Consider the following 16,076-nt stretch of genomic DNA (forward strand, 5'->3'; position numbering starts at 1 on the left):
GTTCGGGCCCAGGGCCAGGAAGAACGCCGGAATGCCGATGGTGACGGCCGAGACCAGGGTCAGGTGCCGGGGCAGGAACGGGAACGGCAGGGTGAACAGGGCCGCGGTGATGATGGCGATCAGGCTCATCACGTTCTTCGCGACGAACAGGTTCGCCACGCGTTCGACGTTGCCGATCACCCGGCGGCCCTCGGCCAACACCTTGGGCATGTGCGAGAACCGGCCGTCGAGCAGCACCAGCTGGGCGACCGCCTTCGTCGCCTGCGCGCCGTTGCCCATGGCCACGCCGATGTCGGCGTCCTTGAGCGCCAGCGCGTCGTTGACCCCGTCCCCGGTCATCGCGGCGACATGCCCGTTGCGCTGCAGCGCGTTGACCAGCGCCCGCTTCTGCTCGGGCGAGACCCGGCCGAACACCGTCGTCCGCTCGACCAGCTCCCGCAGTTCGTCGGGGTCCTCGCCGATCGTCCGGGCGTCGACCACGGCATCGGCCGGGACGTCCAAGCCGACCCGGCGGGCGATCGCGGCCACCGTGGTCGGGTTGTCGCCGGAGATGATCTTGATCGCGACGCCCTGGTCCTTGAAGTAGTTCAGGGTGTCCTCGGCGTCCGGGCGGACCTGCTCGGTCAGCGTCACCAGGGCCACCGGACGCATGCCCGGCGGCAGTTCCTGGCCGTGCAGCTCGGCGTCCGCGCGGCCCAGCAGCAGGACCCGGCGCCCGGTCGCGGCCAGCTCGGCCACCCGTTCGCGCAACGGGTCGTCGGCGGCCAGCAGCACGTCGGGCGCGCCGAACACCAGGGCGCCGCGGCCGGCGAACGAGGCGGCACTCCACTTGCGGGCGGAGTTGAACGCGATGGTGGTCTGCCGGTCCCAACCGGTGGGGGCGGGCAACGCGGCGGCCAGCGCCTTGAGGGTGCCGTTGGCGTTCGGGTCGTCGGCCAGCGCGCCGAGCGCCTCGCGCACCTGATCGGCCGACATGTCGCCGCCGGGCACCGGTTCGCAGTCCTCGTAGACGATGTCGCCGACGGTCAGCGTGCCGGTCTTGTCCAGGCAGACCACGTTGACCCGGGCCAGCCCCTCGACCGCCGGGAGTTCCTGCACGAGCACCTGCTGCCGGGTCAGCTGCACCGCGGCCAGCAGGAACGCCACCGAGGTCAGCAGCACCAGGCCCTCGGGCACCAGCCCGACGAGCCCGCCGGTGGACCGGATGACGACCTGCTGCCAGCCCTGGTCGCCGATCGCGCGCCACTGCGACCACAGCTGCAGCGGCAACGCGATGACGATGATCCAGGTGATGTACTTGAGCAGGGTGTTGACCGACTCCTGGATCTCCGAGCGGGTCTTGGTGAACTTCTTGGCCTCGGCGGCGATCTTGTTGATGTAGGCGTCGTGGCCGACCGCGGCAGCCGGGAACCGGCCGGTGCCGGCGACCACCGTCGTCCCGGACCGCACCGCGTCGCCGGCCGCCTTGGGGATCGGATCGGCCTCGCCGGTGAGGTTGGACTCGTCGATCTCGAGCCCGGAGCTGGACAGCATGACGCCGTCGGCCGGCACCTGATCGCCGGTGCGCAGCTCGATCAGGTCGTCCAGCACGACCTCGCCGGTGGGGATCTCGACGAGCTCGCCGTCCCGGATCACCCGGGTGGTGGGGGCGTTGAGCAGGGCCAGCCGGTCCAGCTTCCGCTTGGCCAGGTACTCCTGCACGATGCCGATCGCCGAGTTCACGATCAGCACGACGCCGAACAGGCCGTCCGCCAGCGACCCGGTGATCACGATCAGCACGAACAGCGCACCCAGGATGGCGTTGAACCGGGTGAAGACGTTGGTCTTGACGATCACCCACAGCGAGCGGGACGAGGCCTGGTCGGTGTGGTTGACCTGCCCGTTCGCGACCCGTTGGGCGACCTGTTGCGCGCTCAGGCCCCGCTCGGGGTCAGTCGCGGCCGGGCCGCTGCCGACGTCGGTCGATTCCGGAGTCACGCTCACAGGCAACACTGTGACAGATGGCACCGACACCGGTCAGGTGAGTTCTGCGCACCCACGGTGTTGACTGATCGTCGATGACGCTCACAGTCCTGCGCAACGGCCGGGTGCACACCGCGGCCGACCCCGAGGCCACCGCCCTCGCGATCACCGACGGCACCATCAGCTGGGTCGGGGGCGAGCACGCCGTCGACACCGCGGGCCGACCGGACCGGGTCGTCGACCTGGCCGGCGCGTTGGTCGTGCCCGGCTTCGTGGACGCGCACGTGCACACCCTGGACGCCGGGTTGGCGCTGACCGGGCTGGACCTCACCGGCGCCCGTTCCCTCGCCCACTGCCTGCAGCTCGTGCGGGAGCACGCCGCCGGCCATCCCGATGGCGTGCTCTGGGGCCACGGGTGGGAGGACACCCGGTGGCCCGAGCGTCGCCCGCCGACCCGGGCCGAACTGGACGAGGCGGTCGGTGGCCGGCCGGCCTACCTGTCCCGGATCGACGTGCACTCCGCGCAACTGTCCACCGCACTCGCCGTCGCCGTGACCGACCGGCCCGCGGGCTGGTCGGACACAGGCCCGGTCACCCGGCTCGCGCACGCCGCCGTCCGCGCCGCCGCGCGCGACCTGCTCACCGCCGCCCAGCGCCGCGCCGCGCACCTGGCGTTCCTGGGCACCTGCGCCGGGCACGGGGTCGTCGAGGTGCACGAGTGTGCCGCCGACGGCCCGTCCGGGCTGGCGGACCTGCGCGCGCTGCTCGACCTGGACGGACCGATCCCGGTCCGCGGCTATCTCGCCCGGGCGGTCGGCTCGGCCGAGGAGGCCAGGGCCGCGCTGGCCGAGACCGGGGCGCACGCCCTGGGCGGGGACCTCGTCGTCGACGGCGCCATCGGCTCCCGGACCGCGTCGCTCACCCGGCCGTACACCGACGCCCCGGGCAATCACGGGGCGCGCTACCTGTCCGACGAGCAGATCGTCGAGCATCTGGTCGCGTGCACCGCGGCCGGGGTGCAGGCCGGCTTCCACGCCATCGGCGACGACGCCGTCTCGGCCGTCGGCCGGGCCATGCTGGCGGCCGCCGAGCGGCTGGGGGAGCACGCCACCGTCCGGTTGGCGGCCTGCGCCCACCGCGTCGAGCACGCCGAGATGGCCGACGCCGACGCGATCGCCGCGTTCGCCCGGACCGGCGCGGTCGCCAGCATGCAACCGATGTTCGACGCCGCCTGGGGCGGGCCGGACGGGCTCTACACCCACCGGCTCGGGGCCGATCGGGCCGCGCCGATGAACGACTTCGCCCGGCTCGCCGCGGCCGGGGTGGCGCTGGCCTTCGGCTCGGACGCACCGGTGACTCCGGTCGGGCCGTGGGCCGCCGTGCGGGCCGGCGTGCACCATCGCACCCCGGGCAGCGGACTCTCACCGCGCGGAGCGTTCACCGCGCACACCCGGGGCGGTCACCGGGCCGCCGGCCGGACGGACCGGGAGGTCGGCACGATCACGCCCGGCGCCCCGGCCCACCTGGCCGTCGTGCAGGCGGGAGAGCTGGCCCGGCCGGCGGCCGATCCGTCCGTCGCCCGCTGGTCCACCGACCCCCGGTCCCGGGTGCCGTTGCTGCCCGATCTGACGCCCGGTGCCGACCTGCCGGTCACTCTGGCCACCCTCGTCGGCGGCCGCGTCGTCTTCGACACCGGCGTCTTCGAGTAGGGCGCATCGGCCATTGCGGTGGCGCCGCGGACAGCCTGACGTCCATGACGCGACGGTGGTCCGGGGTCCGCGAAGGCGGAGCGACGCCGGTCGCGGACGTTCGGCCCACCTGGGCCGGCGGATGCTCCGCGGCGAGCCGATCCCGGTCCGCAGCCGATCCCGGTCCGCAGCTCGATCCGATCGTCAGCCCGATCCGGATCCGGCGCCGCCGGCCCGGTCGAGCTGAGCGGCCAGCGCCGCGCGGGCCCCGTCGAGGTGGGCCCGCATCAGGTCGGTCGCGCGATCCACGTCGCCGGCCCGCAGGGCGGCCAGTACCGCGTCGTGCTCGGCGACGATCCGGTCCCGGCCCAGGGCGGTGCGCGACTGGACCATCGACAAGTGGATCTCGCCGGTCAGGGTCAGGTAGATCCGGGAGAGTCGGGGGCTGCCGACCGCGTCGCACAGCGCCCGGTGGAATCGCAGGTCGGCCTCGACGAAGTCGGAATGCCGGGCGTCGGCGGGCATCGCGGCCAGGTCGCGGACGGCGGCGGCGACCGGATCGGGGATCGGCCGGCCGGCGAGCCGGCGCACCACCTCCAGTTCCACCGGCATCCGGACCAGGAACAGGTCGTCCACGTCGGCCCGCGACAGGGTGGGCACCTGCGCGGAGCGGTGCGCCTCCCGGCGGAGCAGGCCCTCGGCGACCAGCGCGGCGATCGCGGCCTTGGCCGTGGGGCGGGACACCTCGTACTCCGCGGCGACGTCGGTCTCGCCCAGGCCGACCCCGGGGTCGATCTGGCCGTCCAGCACCTTGGCCCGCAACGACGCCGTCAGGGCGTCCACCACGGACACGGTGCGCAGTCCCTTCACCGGCCTCCGCTCCCGTTCACCGCGCCGCCCGGATCGCTTCCGGAGCGCTCCCGGATCCATCCGGAACCGCTCGCAATGTACCGATGGCGCGTCTGCCCGTCCATCAAACTGATTGACATACGTGTGTACTTGTCTTACAAAAGAGCGCAGGGCCGGTCTCGGAGGGCGAGAACCTGCCTTGTTCGGCCCGGCGACGGTCGGCAGGCTGGCGGACGGCAGCCGGTCCCGCCGGGCGCCGGACGGACCTGTCGTGCACGCCGGAACCGACGAAATGGTGAGCTGATGTCGATCGCAACGAGGCAATCGAGCGGGACGCACGGTGGAGTTCGCAGTGGGGGCGCCGGTCCTGCGTCCCTGCTGCCGCCCGTGGACCCGGGGCTGCTGGACGCCCTGCAGCACGCCCTGCCCGGCCCCGGGCAGCTCCGGACCCGGGCCCTGGACCGGCTCGCCCTCGGGCACGACGCCTCGCACTACTTCCTGACCCCGACCGCCGTCGTCACCCCGCGCGACGCCGCCGATGTCGGCCGGCTGCTGCAGGTCAGCGCCGCCCGGGGCGTGCCGTTGACGTTCCGGTCCGGCGGCACCAGCCTGTCCGGCCAGGCCGGGACGGACGGCATCCTGGTCGACACCCGCAAGCACTTCCGCGACATCGAGATCCTGGACGACGGGGCCCGGGTCCGGGTCGGCCCGGGCGCCACCGTGCGGCAGGTCAACGCCCGGCTGGCCCGCCTCGGCCGCAAGCTCGGGCCCGACCCGGCCAGCGAGATCGCCTGCACCCTCGGCGGGGTCGTCAACAACAACTCCAGCGGCATGGCCTGCGGCACGGTGCAGAACACCTACCGGACGCTGGAGTCGCTAATCCTGGTGCTGCCCAGCGGCACCGTCATCGACACGGGTGCGGCGGACTCCGACGACAGACTGCGGGCCACCGAGCCGGCGCTGTACGAAGGGCTGGCGACCCTGCGGGACCGGGTGCGCGGCAACGCCGAGTCGGTGCGGATCATCGAGCGCCAGTTCTCGATGAAGAACACCATGGGGTACGGGCTGAACTCGCTGGTGGACCACACCCGGCCGGTGGACATCCTGACCCACCTGATCATCGGCAGCGAGGGCACGCTGGCGTTCGTCGCCTCCGCGGTCTTCCGCACGGTGCCGCTCCTGCGGCACGCGATGACCGGGCTGCTGGTGTTCGAGCACCTGTCCGGCGCGACCGGGTCGCTGCCCGCCCTCGTCTCGACCGGCCCGGCCACCATCGAGCTGCTGGACGCCACGTCACTGCGGGTCGCCCAGTCCGACCCGGCCTGCGACGAGATCATCCGCCGGATCACGGTGGACAAGCACGCGGCCCTGCTGGTCGAGTACCAGGCGGACTCGGCCGAGGCCGTCACCGACCTGGCCGCCCAGGCGGGAGCGGTGCTGCGGTCCATCCCGGTCGCCGGCCCGGCCGAGCTGACCGCCGACCCGCGGGCCCGGGCCCGGCTGTGGCACACCCGCAAGGGTCTGTACACGACGGTCGCCGAGGCCCGGCCGTCCGGCACCACCGCCCTGCTGGAGGACATCGTCGTCCCGGTGCCGTCCCTGCTCGCCACCTGCGAGCAGCTCATCGAGCTGTTCGGCAAGCACGGGTACACCGACAACGTCATCTTCGGCCACGCCAAGGACGGCAACATCCACTTCATGCTCACCGAGCAGCTGGGCGAGGGTGGGGACCTGCGGCGGTTCGCCGACTTCACCGAGGACATGGTCGACGTGGTGCTGGCCAACGGCGGCAACCTCAAGGCCGAGCACGGGACCGGCCGGATCATGGCTCCGTTCGTCCGCCGCCAGTACGGTGACGAGCTGTACGACGTGACGGTGCAGATCAAGCGGCTGTTCGATCCCGCCGGCCTGCTCAACCCGGGCGTCATCGTCACCGACGACGACCAGGCCCACATGCGCGACCTGAAGGTCACCCCGACCGTCGAGCAGGAGGTCGACCGCTGCGTCGAGTGCGGCTACTGCGAGCCGGTCTGCCCCAGCCGCGACCTGACGACCACGCCACGGCAACGCATCGTCCTGCGCCGGGAGATGGAACGGGCCCGGGCGGCCGGCGACACCGCGCTGCTGGCCGAGCTGGAGGCCGAGTACGTCTACGACGGCGTGCAGACCTGCGCGGTCGACGGGATGTGCTCGACCGCCTGCCCGGTCCTGATCAACACCGGCGACCTGGTCCGCCGGCTGCGGGCCGAGACGGTGAACCGGACGGCGGCCAAGGGCTGGTCCTTCGCGGCCAAGCACTGGGCGGCCACCACCCGGATCGCCGGCACCGCGTTGACCGTCGCGGACAAGACCCCGACGGCGCTGATCGCGGGGCCCAACGAGCTGGGCCGCCGGGTCGTCGACCCGGATCTGCTGCCGCTGTACTCGGCCGAGCTGCCCGGCGGCGGCCCGCAGCGCCATCCGGGGACGGCCACGGGTGACGCCCGGTTCGTCTTCTTCAGCGCGTGCGTCGGCACCATGTTCGGGCCGGCCGACGGGGGACCGGGCGCGCGAGCGGCCTTCGTCCGGCTGTGCGAGCGGGCCGGCATCCCGTTCAGCTACCCGCCCGACCTGCCCGACCTGTGCTGCGGGACGCCCTGGAAGTCCAAGGGGCTCAAGGACGGCTACCGGACGATGGTCCGCAAGGTGCTGCCCCGGCTGTGGGCGGCGTCCCGGCAGGGTGAGCTGCCCATCGTCTGCGACGCCTCGTCCTGCACCGAGGGCCTGCGGCACATGCTGGAGAGCGAGGCGGCCGCCGGCCACTTCCCGGGCCTGCGCATCGTGGACGCGACCGCGTACGTCGCCGAGCACGTGCTGCCCGCCCTGGAGATCCGGCGGCGCAAGGAATCGATGGCGCTGCACCCGACCTGCTCGTCGACCCAGTTGGGCCTCAACGACACCCTGGCCGCGGTCGCCGCCGCCGTGGCCGAGTCGGTGACGGTGCCCGTGGCCTGGGGCTGCTGCGCGTTCGCCGGCGACCGCGGCCTGTTGCACCCGGAGCTGACCGCGTCGGCCACCGCGGGGGAGGCGCGGGAGGTCGACGGGGGATCCTTCGACTCCTACGCGTCCTGCAACCGCACCTGCGAACTGGGCCTGACCCGGGCGACCGGGCACGAGTACCAACACCTGCTGGAGGTCGTCGACTGGGCCAGTGCGCCCTGAACCGGCGGTCCGACACCGTCCGGCGACCGAACGCCGGGCACACGGGTTTTGTCCGGACCCGCCACTACAGTGACGCCGTGGCCCAGCCGACCGTGCACCGATCGACCCCGCCGCCGCCGGCGCGGCCGGGCCGGCGGGCGCGGGGGACCGCCCGGCTGACCGGGTGGCGGCAGTCCCTGCTCGGGTCCGGCGGCCTGCGCATCCTGGCCGCGGCGGCCGGCGGGTTCGCGCTGTACGGATCGTTCGCGCCGTCCACCCTGTGGTGGCTGGCCGTGGTCGGGTTCGCCCTGCTCGGGCTCGCCCTGGACGGCCGCAGCTGGCGCGCCGGCCTGGGGCTCGGCTTCGTCTTCGGCCTGACGTTCTACGTCCCGCTGCTCTCGTTCACCAACATCTACGTCGGCGACCTGCCCTGGTACGCGCTGTCCGTCGCCGAGGCGGTGCTCACCGCCCCGGCCGGCGCGCTGATCGCCGCGGCGTCCCGGCGGCTGCCGCTCTGGCCGGCCTGGGCGGCCGCCGCCTGGCTGACCGGCGAGGCCCTGCGCGGGCGGTGGCCGTTCGGCGGCTTCCCCTGGGGCGGGGTGGCGTTCTCGCAGCCGGACGGTCCGCTGCTGCCGGCGGCCTCCCTGCTGGGCTCGGCCGGGCTGGCCTTCCTGACCGCGCTGGCCGGGTTCGCCGTGGCCGCCCTGCTGCGGGCGCTGGTCCCGCTGCCGCCGGGCCGGTCCCGGCCGCCCTGGCGCTCCGTCGCCGTCCTGGGCTCGCTCGGACTGCTGGTGCTGCCGGTGGTGCTCGGGGTCGCCGGCCGGTGGACCGTGCAGCACGGGACGGACGCCCCGACGGCCACCATCGCCGTCATCCAGGGCAACGTCCCGCGCCCGGGGCTGGACTTCAACGCCGAGCGGCGCGCCGTGCTCGATCTGCACGCGGCGCAGACCCACCGGCTGGCCGACGACGTCCGTGCCGGCCGGGCCCCGGCCCCGACGCTGGTGGTCTGGCCGGAGAACTCGACCGACATCGACCCGTACCTCAATGCGGACGCCAACGCGGTCATCTCCGACGCGGCCGCCGACATCGGCGTGCCGATCCTGGTCGGCGCGGTCGTGCAGGGCACGCAGCCGGGCGACCTGTACAACATGGGCATCGTCTGGGACCCGGTCACCGGTCCCGGCGACACCTACACCAAGCTGCACCCGATGCCGTTCGGCGAGTACATCCCGTTCCGCTCGTTCTTCCGGCTGTTCTCCGACAAGGTCGACCTGGTCCGCGGCACCTTCCTGCCCGGTGGGCACCCGGGCAACCTGGACATCGACGGGGTGCCCGTCGGCGACGTCATCTGCTTCGAGGTGGTGTTCGACGACCTGGTCCGCGACGTCGTCGAGGGCGGCGCCCAGGTCCTGGTCGTGCAGACCAACAACGCCACCTTCGGCTACACCGACGAGACCTACCAGCAGCAGGCGATGAGCCGAGTCCGCGCCGTCGAGCACGGTCGTGAGGTGCTCATCTCCTCGACCAGCGGGGTCTCCGCCGTGATCCGGCCCGACGGCACCGTCGAGTCGTCGATCCCGCTGTTCACGCCGGGTTACCTGACCCCGACGGTGCCGCTGATCGCGGCGACGACCCCCGGTACGGTGCTCGGTGCGCCGCTGGAGTGGTTGCTCGCCCTGGTCACCCCGGTGGCGTTGGCCTTCCTGGTCCTGCGGGACCGCCGGCGCCGCCGGGCAATCCCCGGACCGCCGGCAACCGAGGGCGCCCCCCGCGCGTCGACCGCGGTGGCACCTGAACCCAGCACCACGACATCCAGCGTCACGAGCACCACAGCGAACACGACAGCGAGCACCGGTGGCCCGGCTACCGGCATTTCCCGGGAGGACCGCACACCGTGAGCCCGAAAGGCGACCCGACGCCGCACTTCGACCTCGACGAGACGCCCGGCGATCGGGTGCTGGTGATCATCCCCACCTACGACGAGCGCGAGAACCTGCCGCTGATCCTGGAGCGGCTGTTCGCCGCGGTCCCGACCGCCCACGTGCTGGTCGCGGACGACGGCAGCCCGGACGGCACGGGAGAGGTCGCCGACGAGTGGGCGGCCCGGGACGAGCGGGTGAACGTGCTGCACCGCACGGAGAAGGCGGGCCTGGGGGCCGCGTACATCGCCGGCTTCGGGTGGGGGCTGGATCATGGGTACGACGTGCTGGTCGAGATGGACGCGGACGGGTCGCACCCGCCGGAGCAGCTGCCCCGGCTGCTGGACGCGCTGCAGCACGCCGACCTGGTGCTGGGCTCGCGGTACGTGCCCGGCGGGAAGGTCGTCAACTGGCCCAAGCACCGCGAGTGGCTCTCCCGCGGGGGCAACCTGTACTCGCGCCTGGCCCTCGGGGTCCGGATCTACGACATCACCGGCGGTTACCGCGCGTACCGGGCCACCGTCCTCAAGGCGCTGGCCCTGGACGAGGTCGCCTCGACCGGCTACTGCTTCCAGGTCGACCTGGCCTGGCGCACCGTCCGCGCCGGGTTCCGGGTCGCCGAGGTGCCCATCACGTTCACCGAGCGGCAGATCGGCACGTCCAAGATGAGCGGCAACATCGTCCGGGAGGCGCTGCTGAAGGTGACCGTGTGGGGGGCCGCCCACCGCTGGCAGCAGGTCACCGGACTGTTCCGCCGCCGCTCGCGCTGACCCCGGCGGGTCGACCGGACCCGCAGACGACGAACGCCACCGGCCCGTGCGGGCCGGTGGCGTTCGTCGTGTGCTGGGTCAGGAGGCGGTGCGACGGGCCTTGAGCTCGGCGAGCCGCTCGTTCAGGATCTCCTCGAGTTCCTCGATCGACCGGCGCTCCAGCAGCATGTCCCAGTGGGTCCGCGGCGGCTTGGCCGCCTTGCCCTCCGGCACCGAGCCGTCGACCAGGGTGGACGACAGGCCGTGCATCCGGCAGTCCCAGACGGACGGCACCTCGGCGTCGTCGGCCATCGGGACGGTGAACTCGTGGTCGCGGGGGCAGCGATAGGTCGCCGTGCGACGAGGCGCCAGATCGTGATTCCGATCGGCCTCGTAACTGGTCGAGCCCAGGCGACTTCCGCGCAGGACACGGTCGGCCATGGTGTTCCTTCCTTGCTGGGTGGTGCCTAGCTGGTGGTGCCAAGCTGGGTGGTGCGAGCGGGTGGAGCAGCCCACCGGTGACCGCCGACGGCGGCCGGGTGGATTCTGGTCGTCACACCGACGGCGAGTCCGAGACGGGCTCCTACCGGTGAGTAACGCTGATCGTCGGCGTTTCGTTCCCTTCGCGGTTGATGAGTTTCGCACTGCTACCGACACTCCGTGTACCCACGACTCGGGTGGGTGCCGGGTACTACTTGTACCGCGACCGGGTGGTGCGTGGACGCACCGTTCCACCGGCCGGCAGCCTTTTTCACTACTTCGAGACGCATCAGGGGCCCGTCGGTCACGGCACGCGGCCGGGAAAATCGGCAACGATGTCGCGTCACCCGCCGTGACCGGCCCCGGCCCGGTCCGGTCCGTCCGTGTCCGGTCCGTTGGTGTCCGGTCCGTCGGCGTCCGGTCCGTCTGTGTCCGGTTCCTGGGCGTCCGGTTCCTGGGGGCCGAGCCGGCCGGCGCGGTAGTGGCGCCGGCACAGCACCCGGTAGGCCGGGGCGCCGCCGTCCGGATCGGGACCGGGGGCCACCGGATCCCCGGTGTCGGCGATGACGATGGTCGGGCCCTCCCGGGTGATCCGGCCGCCGAGCAGCCGGGCGTTGAACCGGCCGGGCCGGCCGCACCAGCAGAGCACCTCGACCTGCACGGGGGCGATCCGGTCCGCGATCTCGAACAGCCGCGCGGAGCCGGGGAACAGCCGGCTGCGGAAGTCGGTGGCGATGCCGAAGGCGAAGACCTCGATCTCACGCTCGTCGGCGGCCAGGGCCAGCTGGTCGACCTGCGCCGGCGTCAGGAACTGCGCCTCGTCGACGACGACGTAGTCCACCGCGCCGGTCGCCGCGGCCGCGTCGAGGACAGCGGTGAGGTCCAGGTCGTCCGTCACCTCCAGGGCCGGGCTGCTCAGGCCGATGCGGGAGCTGATCCGGGCCGGGCCCGACCGGTCGAACCGGGTGAGCAGGACCCCGCGGCGACCCTGCCGGACCTGGTTGTCGTGGATCTGCAGGGCCAGGGTCGACTTGCCGCAGTCCATCGGGCCGTAGAAGAACCGCACGCTGCCCGACGGGATCCGCCTCACCAGGCCCCGCGTTCGGCCAGCACGCGGCGCAGCACGTCCGGCCGGTCCGACATCAGCCCGTCGACCCCGAGGTCGAGCAGCCGCCGCATCTGCGCCTCATCGTCGATGGTCCACACGTGGACCTCGACCCCCGCCCGGTGGGCGGTGGCCAGGAACGCCTCGGTGACGATCGTCACCCGCGAGAATGCCACCGGCACCTGTGCGGCGACCGCCGGCGTGCGGAACCCCCGCCGCAGCCGTGCGGCGCCGACCAGGCGGAACACCTCCCGCGGGCCCATCGAGGTCGCCACCCGCGGCCCGACCGCGGCCCGCAGCGCGGCCAGCCGGCGGTCGGAGAAGGAACCCAGGCAGACCCGGTCCCTGGCACCGGTCCGCCGGATCAGGTCGGCCAGGGGCCCGACCGCCGGATCGGCCTTCGCGTCGATGTTGAAGCGCGCGTCCGGGAACTCCTCGAGCAGGTCGCCCATCAGCGGGATCGGATCGGTGCCGCCGATCCGCGCCTGCCGCACCTGGGCCCAGGGCAACGCGGCGATCTGTCCCTGCCGGTCGGTGACCCGACCCAGCGTCAGATCGTGGAAGGCGACCAGCTCGCCGTCGCTGGTCGCGTGCACGTCGGTCTCCAGGTACCGGAAGCCCTCGTCGTAGGCGCGCCGGAACGCGGCCATCGTGTTCTCCCGGCCGGCCAGGTCGCCGATGTGCCAGCCGCGATGGGCGAACGCCCGGGGCGGGTCGGAGTCGAGGTACGCCGTCACGGGCGACAGTCTGGCACGGCGCCCGGCGCGCTCCGGCCGCTCGGACAAACCCTTACCCTCAACCTGAGGTCGAGAGTATGTCAGCGGGCCGGTGGGCTGCTGTCCAGGAATGCCAGGACGGCGAGCACCCGGCGGTTGTCGTCCTCGCTCTGCTCGAGGGCGAGCTTGCCGAAGATCGAGTTGGTGTGTTTGCCCACGGCCTTCTCGGTGATGAACATCGCCGCCGCGATGGCCGCGTTGGAACGGCCCTGCGCCATGTGTTCCAGGACCTCTCGCTCACGCGGGGTGAGCGAGGCGATCGGTGAGCTGTCGCGATGCCGCGCCAGCAGGGCGCCGATCACCTCGGGGTCCATCGCCGTCCCGCCCGCGGCGACCCGGCGCACCGCGTCGATGAACTGCCCGATGTCGGAGATGCGGTCCTTGAGCAGGTACCCGACCCCACCGGTGCCCTGGCCGAGCAGTTCCCGCGCGTACAGCTGCTCGACGTACTGGCTGACCACCAGCACCGGCAGCCCGGGGATCCGCTCCCGGGCGGCCAGGGCCGCGCGCAGGCCCTCGTCGGTGAACGAGGGCGGCAGCCGGACGTCGACCACGGCGATGTCCGGCCGGAGCTCGGTGATCGCCTTGAGCAGCGACGGCCCGTTGTCGACGGCGGCCACCACCTCGATCTCGTGGGCCTGCAGGATCCGCACGATGCCGTCGCGCAGCAACGCCAGGTCCTCGGCCAGCACGACCCGCATCCGCGCAGCCACCTCCGTCTCGGCCGGTCAGGCCGCGCTGGACACCCGGAGGACGCACGGCACCTTGACGGTGACGATCGTTCCACCACCGAGCGGGCTGGCCACCGACAGGGTGCCGTCGAATGCGGCCAGCCGGCGCTGCACCCCGGCCAGCCCGCCCTCGGCGGTCGCCTGGGCGCCGCCCACGCCGTCGTCGCCGACCATTGCGGTGAGCACGCCGTCCTCGTGCCGGATCCACACCCAGGTGTGCGCGGCGGCGGCGTACTTGGCGCTGTTGGTGAGCAGTTCGGCGACGGCGAAGTAGACGGCCGACTCGACCGGGGCCGGCGGCCGGCCGTCGAGCACGACGTCGGCCTCGACCGGCCGCGGGTGGGCCAGCGCGATGGCCTGCACCGCACCGCCGAGGCCGCGGTCGGCCAGCACCGGCGGGTGGATGCCGCGGACGAGGGACCGCAGGTCGGCCAGCGCGGTGGAGGAGGACTGCTGGGCCTCGGCGATCAGGCCGGCCGCCGCCACCGGGTCGCGGTCGATGAGTTCCCTGGCCAGGCCCAGGTTCATGCCCAGGGCGACGAGCTGGGCCTGGGCGCCGTCGTGCAGGTCCCGCTCGATCCGGCGCAGTTCGGCGGCCGAGTGGTCGACGCTGTCCTGCCGTGAGGTCTCCAACGCCTCGATGCGCTGCCGGAGCCGCTCGTCCTGCGGGGAGAGCAGCAGCCGGGTGATGCTCGCGTCCAGCCGCAGCAGCAGCGGCGACCCCCACCAGCCGATCGGCAGGAACGGGAACGACACGAGCGCGGTCAGTTGCAGGGCGAACCCGATCGTCAGGACCTCGAACAACCAGGCCAGATCCCGCCAGCCGGCCCGGTCGGTCAACCGGACGCGCAGCCGGACGAACAGGCCGCCGGGCAGCGGCGGCAGGTAGGGATCCAGGATGGGCTGGCCCAGGACCCGCCCGGCGAGCCGCCGATGCAGCCGCGCATACCACCGCAGGGTGGCCAGGAAGGCCAGCAGCAGGGGCAGCCCGAGCCAGACGATCAGCAGGCTGACCGCCACGATCCCGAACACCAGCAGCACCATGCCGACCACCCACAGGCCGACCAGGGCGAAGGCGATGCCGAACAGCTCCCACCGCCCCGCCGGTTGCGGATCGGGCAGACGCGGTTCGCTCATGGCCCAATTCTGGCCCGGGTCGGCCGCCGGAACAGTAGGGATAACCCCCCGATCGGCCCGGATCCCGGGCACCCGGCCGAGCCGTCCCGGTCGATCGGGTCGGGGCGATCAGGACGGGCGCGACCGCAGCACCAGCAGGCTGATCTCGGCGGGGGCGAAGACCCGGAACGGCGGGCCCCAGAACCCGGCGCCCCTGGTGGTGTAGAGCTGGGTCCGCCCGCCCGGCCGCGAGAGGCCCTGCAGCGCGCCCTGCTCGATCCGCACGATCAGGTGGAACGGCCAGATCTGACCGCCGTGGGTGTGCCCGGACAGCTGCAGGTCGACCCCGGCGGCGACGGCCGACCGGACCTGCTTGGGCTGATGGGCCAGCAGCACCACCGGCACCTGGTCCGGCAGGCCGGCGAGCGCGGCACCGAGGTCGGCGCCGTGCCCGGGCTGTCCGGATCCGGCCGCGGTCAGGTCGTCGACGCCGGCCAGGGCGAGCGCGGCCGCACCGCGCCGCAGCACCACGTGCCGGTTGTGCAGCACCGTCCAGCCCAGCTCGGCCATGTGCCGCACCCAGGGTTCGGCGCCCGAGAAGTACTCGTGGTTGCCGGTGATGTAGACCCGGGCCGACGTGGCCCGGACCGCCGCCAGCGGCGCCACCTGCCCGCGGCGCCGCTCGACCGACCCGTCGGCCAGGTCGCCGGCGTGTGCGACGACGTCCGGCGCCAGCCGGTTCACCGCCTCGACCAGCCGGGCCGACCAGCGGGCCCGGTCGATCGGCCCGTAATGGGTGTCGGCGAGCAGCACGACGCGGGTCCCGTCGAACGCGGGATCGAGCCGGTCCAGCACGATCTCGGTGCGCCGGACCCGCGGCACCCGCCGGGCCTGCCACATGCCCCACGACCCGAGGGCCACGACCACCACCAGCACGGCCGCCGCGGTCCACCGGGGCCCGGCCGGGCGCGGGCCGCCGGCGCCCCGCCGCCCGCCGGCGACGGCGCCCCCGATCACCGAGAAGCTGAACAGCAGCCAGACGACACCCAGCCCGGTGTCCCCGGCCACCGCCCACCGGTCGTCCGCCCGGCGCCCGTGGCCCCGGACCATGGCGACCGGCAGCAGGGCCGCGGCGGCCAGCACGGCGAGGGTGCCGGCCCACCCGACGGCCGCCGGCCACCCCGGGGCGAGCACCAGCACCCACCAGGGCACCGCGAACAGCAGGACCAGGACCGCGACGGCGACGAGCGCGAACGGGCCGGGCGGGCGACGCCGCCGGGTCGGGGCGGGCGCGGTCACCGCCGGGCGGGGTCGGACGTCGGGGCCGGGGGCGACCCGAGCAGCTCCGCCGCCGGTTCCGGGAGCCGGCACTGCAGCCGGTCGAGGTTGTCCAGGTAGAGCGCGGCCATCCACAGGCTCTGGCCGTCCGCGAGCAGGGTGGCCGGTCCCCGACCGGGCGGGGCGGCCGGTCCGGCGTGCGCCGTCCGGGCGATCGCCTGCCGGACGTCCTCGACCACG

13 protein-coding genes are annotated in these 16,076 nt (G+C 73.6%); 4 read left to right on the forward strand and 9 right to left on the reverse strand.

The window, feature by feature from the left end; all coding sequences use genetic code 11:
- A partial coding sequence (locus ACOJUF_RS02170) for an HAD-IC family P-type ATPase (protein ID WP_420120224.1) occupies nt 1-1,983 on the reverse strand: 1,983 nt, incomplete at its 3' end.
- Between the two features lie 74 nt (nt 1,984-2,057).
- Here ACOJUF_RS02170 and ACOJUF_RS02175 point away from each other — a divergent pair.
- The gene (locus tag ACOJUF_RS02175) at nt 2,058-3,671 is read left to right on the forward strand and encodes an amidohydrolase (protein ID WP_420120225.1); all 1,614 of its coding nucleotides are present in this window, start codon (nt 2,058-2,060) and stop codon (nt 3,669-3,671) included.
- Nucleotides 3,672-3,854: 183 nt separating this feature from the next.
- Here the strand turns inward: ACOJUF_RS02175 and ACOJUF_RS02180 are convergent, their stop codons facing one another.
- Entirely contained in the window at nt 3,855-4,520 is a 666-nt protein-coding gene (locus ACOJUF_RS02180; RefSeq protein ID WP_420120226.1) for a GntR family transcriptional regulator, read from the reverse strand.
- Nucleotides 4,521-4,802: 282 nt separating this feature from the next.
- On the opposite strand from ACOJUF_RS02180, the gene ACOJUF_RS02185 reads away from it, so the two are divergent.
- The 3 genes from ACOJUF_RS02185 (at nt 4,803) to ACOJUF_RS02195 (ending at nt 10,371) form a co-directional block, all read left to right on the forward strand.
- Nucleotides 4,803-7,700 carry an FAD-binding and (Fe-S)-binding domain-containing protein gene (locus tag ACOJUF_RS02185; RefSeq protein ID WP_420120227.1) on the forward strand — a complete coding sequence of 966 codons (2,898 nt, stop codon included), beginning with the start codon at nt 4,803-4,805 and terminating at the stop codon, nt 7,698-7,700.
- Nucleotides 7,701-7,777: 77 nt separating this feature from the next.
- Nucleotides 7,778-9,580: an apolipoprotein N-acyltransferase gene (lnt, locus tag ACOJUF_RS02190; RefSeq protein ID WP_420120228.1), complete on the forward strand. Its 1,803-nt coding sequence runs from the start codon at nt 7,778-7,780 to the stop codon at nt 9,578-9,580.
- Nucleotides 9,577-10,371 carry a polyprenol monophosphomannose synthase gene (locus tag ACOJUF_RS02195; RefSeq protein WP_420120229.1) on the forward strand — a complete coding sequence of 265 codons (795 nt, stop codon included), beginning with the start codon at nt 9,577-9,579 and terminating at the stop codon, nt 10,369-10,371. Before lnt ends, ACOJUF_RS02195 begins: the two co-directional genes overlap by 4 nt.
- A gap of 78 nt (nt 10,372-10,449) precedes the next feature.
- Here ACOJUF_RS02195 and ACOJUF_RS02200 read toward each other — a convergent pair whose 3' ends face one another.
- From ACOJUF_RS02200 to ACOJUF_RS02230, 7 genes are all read right to left on the reverse strand, one after another.
- Nucleotides 10,450-10,791 (reverse strand): RNA polymerase-binding protein RbpA, encoded by a 342-nt coding sequence (locus ACOJUF_RS02200; RefSeq protein ID WP_015748143.1) that lies wholly within the window; start codon nt 10,789-10,791, stop codon nt 10,450-10,452.
- Between the two features lie 382 nt (nt 10,792-11,173).
- On the reverse strand, nt 11,174-11,920 hold the full coding sequence (locus tag ACOJUF_RS02205) for a thymidine kinase (RefSeq protein ID WP_420120230.1): 747 nt from the start codon (nt 11,918-11,920) through the stop codon (nt 11,174-11,176).
- Nucleotides 11,917-12,672: a glycerophosphodiester phosphodiesterase gene (locus tag ACOJUF_RS02210; protein WP_420120231.1), complete on the reverse strand. Its 756-nt coding sequence runs from the start codon at nt 12,670-12,672 to the stop codon at nt 11,917-11,919. The genes ACOJUF_RS02205 and ACOJUF_RS02210 overlap by 4 nt, the downstream gene beginning before the upstream one ends.
- A gap of 80 nt (nt 12,673-12,752) precedes the next feature.
- Nucleotides 12,753-13,412, reverse strand: a complete 660-nt coding sequence (locus ACOJUF_RS02215; protein ID WP_420120232.1) for a LuxR C-terminal-related transcriptional regulator — start codon at nt 13,410-13,412, stop codon at nt 12,753-12,755.
- A 27-nt stretch (nt 13,413-13,439) separates the two neighbouring features.
- Nucleotides 13,440-14,579 carry a sensor domain-containing protein gene (locus tag ACOJUF_RS02220; protein ID WP_420120233.1) on the reverse strand — a complete coding sequence of 380 codons (1,140 nt, stop codon included), beginning with the start codon at nt 14,577-14,579 and terminating at the stop codon, nt 13,440-13,442.
- Between the two features lie 108 nt (nt 14,580-14,687).
- On the reverse strand, nt 14,688-15,857 hold the full coding sequence (locus ACOJUF_RS02225; RefSeq protein ID WP_420120234.1) for a metallophosphoesterase: 1,170 nt from the start codon (nt 15,855-15,857) through the stop codon (nt 14,688-14,690).
- Nucleotides 15,854-16,076, reverse strand: a 223-nt coding sequence (locus ACOJUF_RS02230) for a hypothetical protein (RefSeq protein ID WP_420120235.1), incomplete at its 5' end; no start/stop codon positions are given. The genes ACOJUF_RS02225 and ACOJUF_RS02230, both read right to left, overlap by 4 nt.

It is taken from the genome of Nakamurella sp. (assembly GCF_048594475.1).
Taxonomy (GTDB): Bacteria; Actinomycetota; Actinomycetes; order Mycobacteriales; family Nakamurellaceae; genus Nakamurella.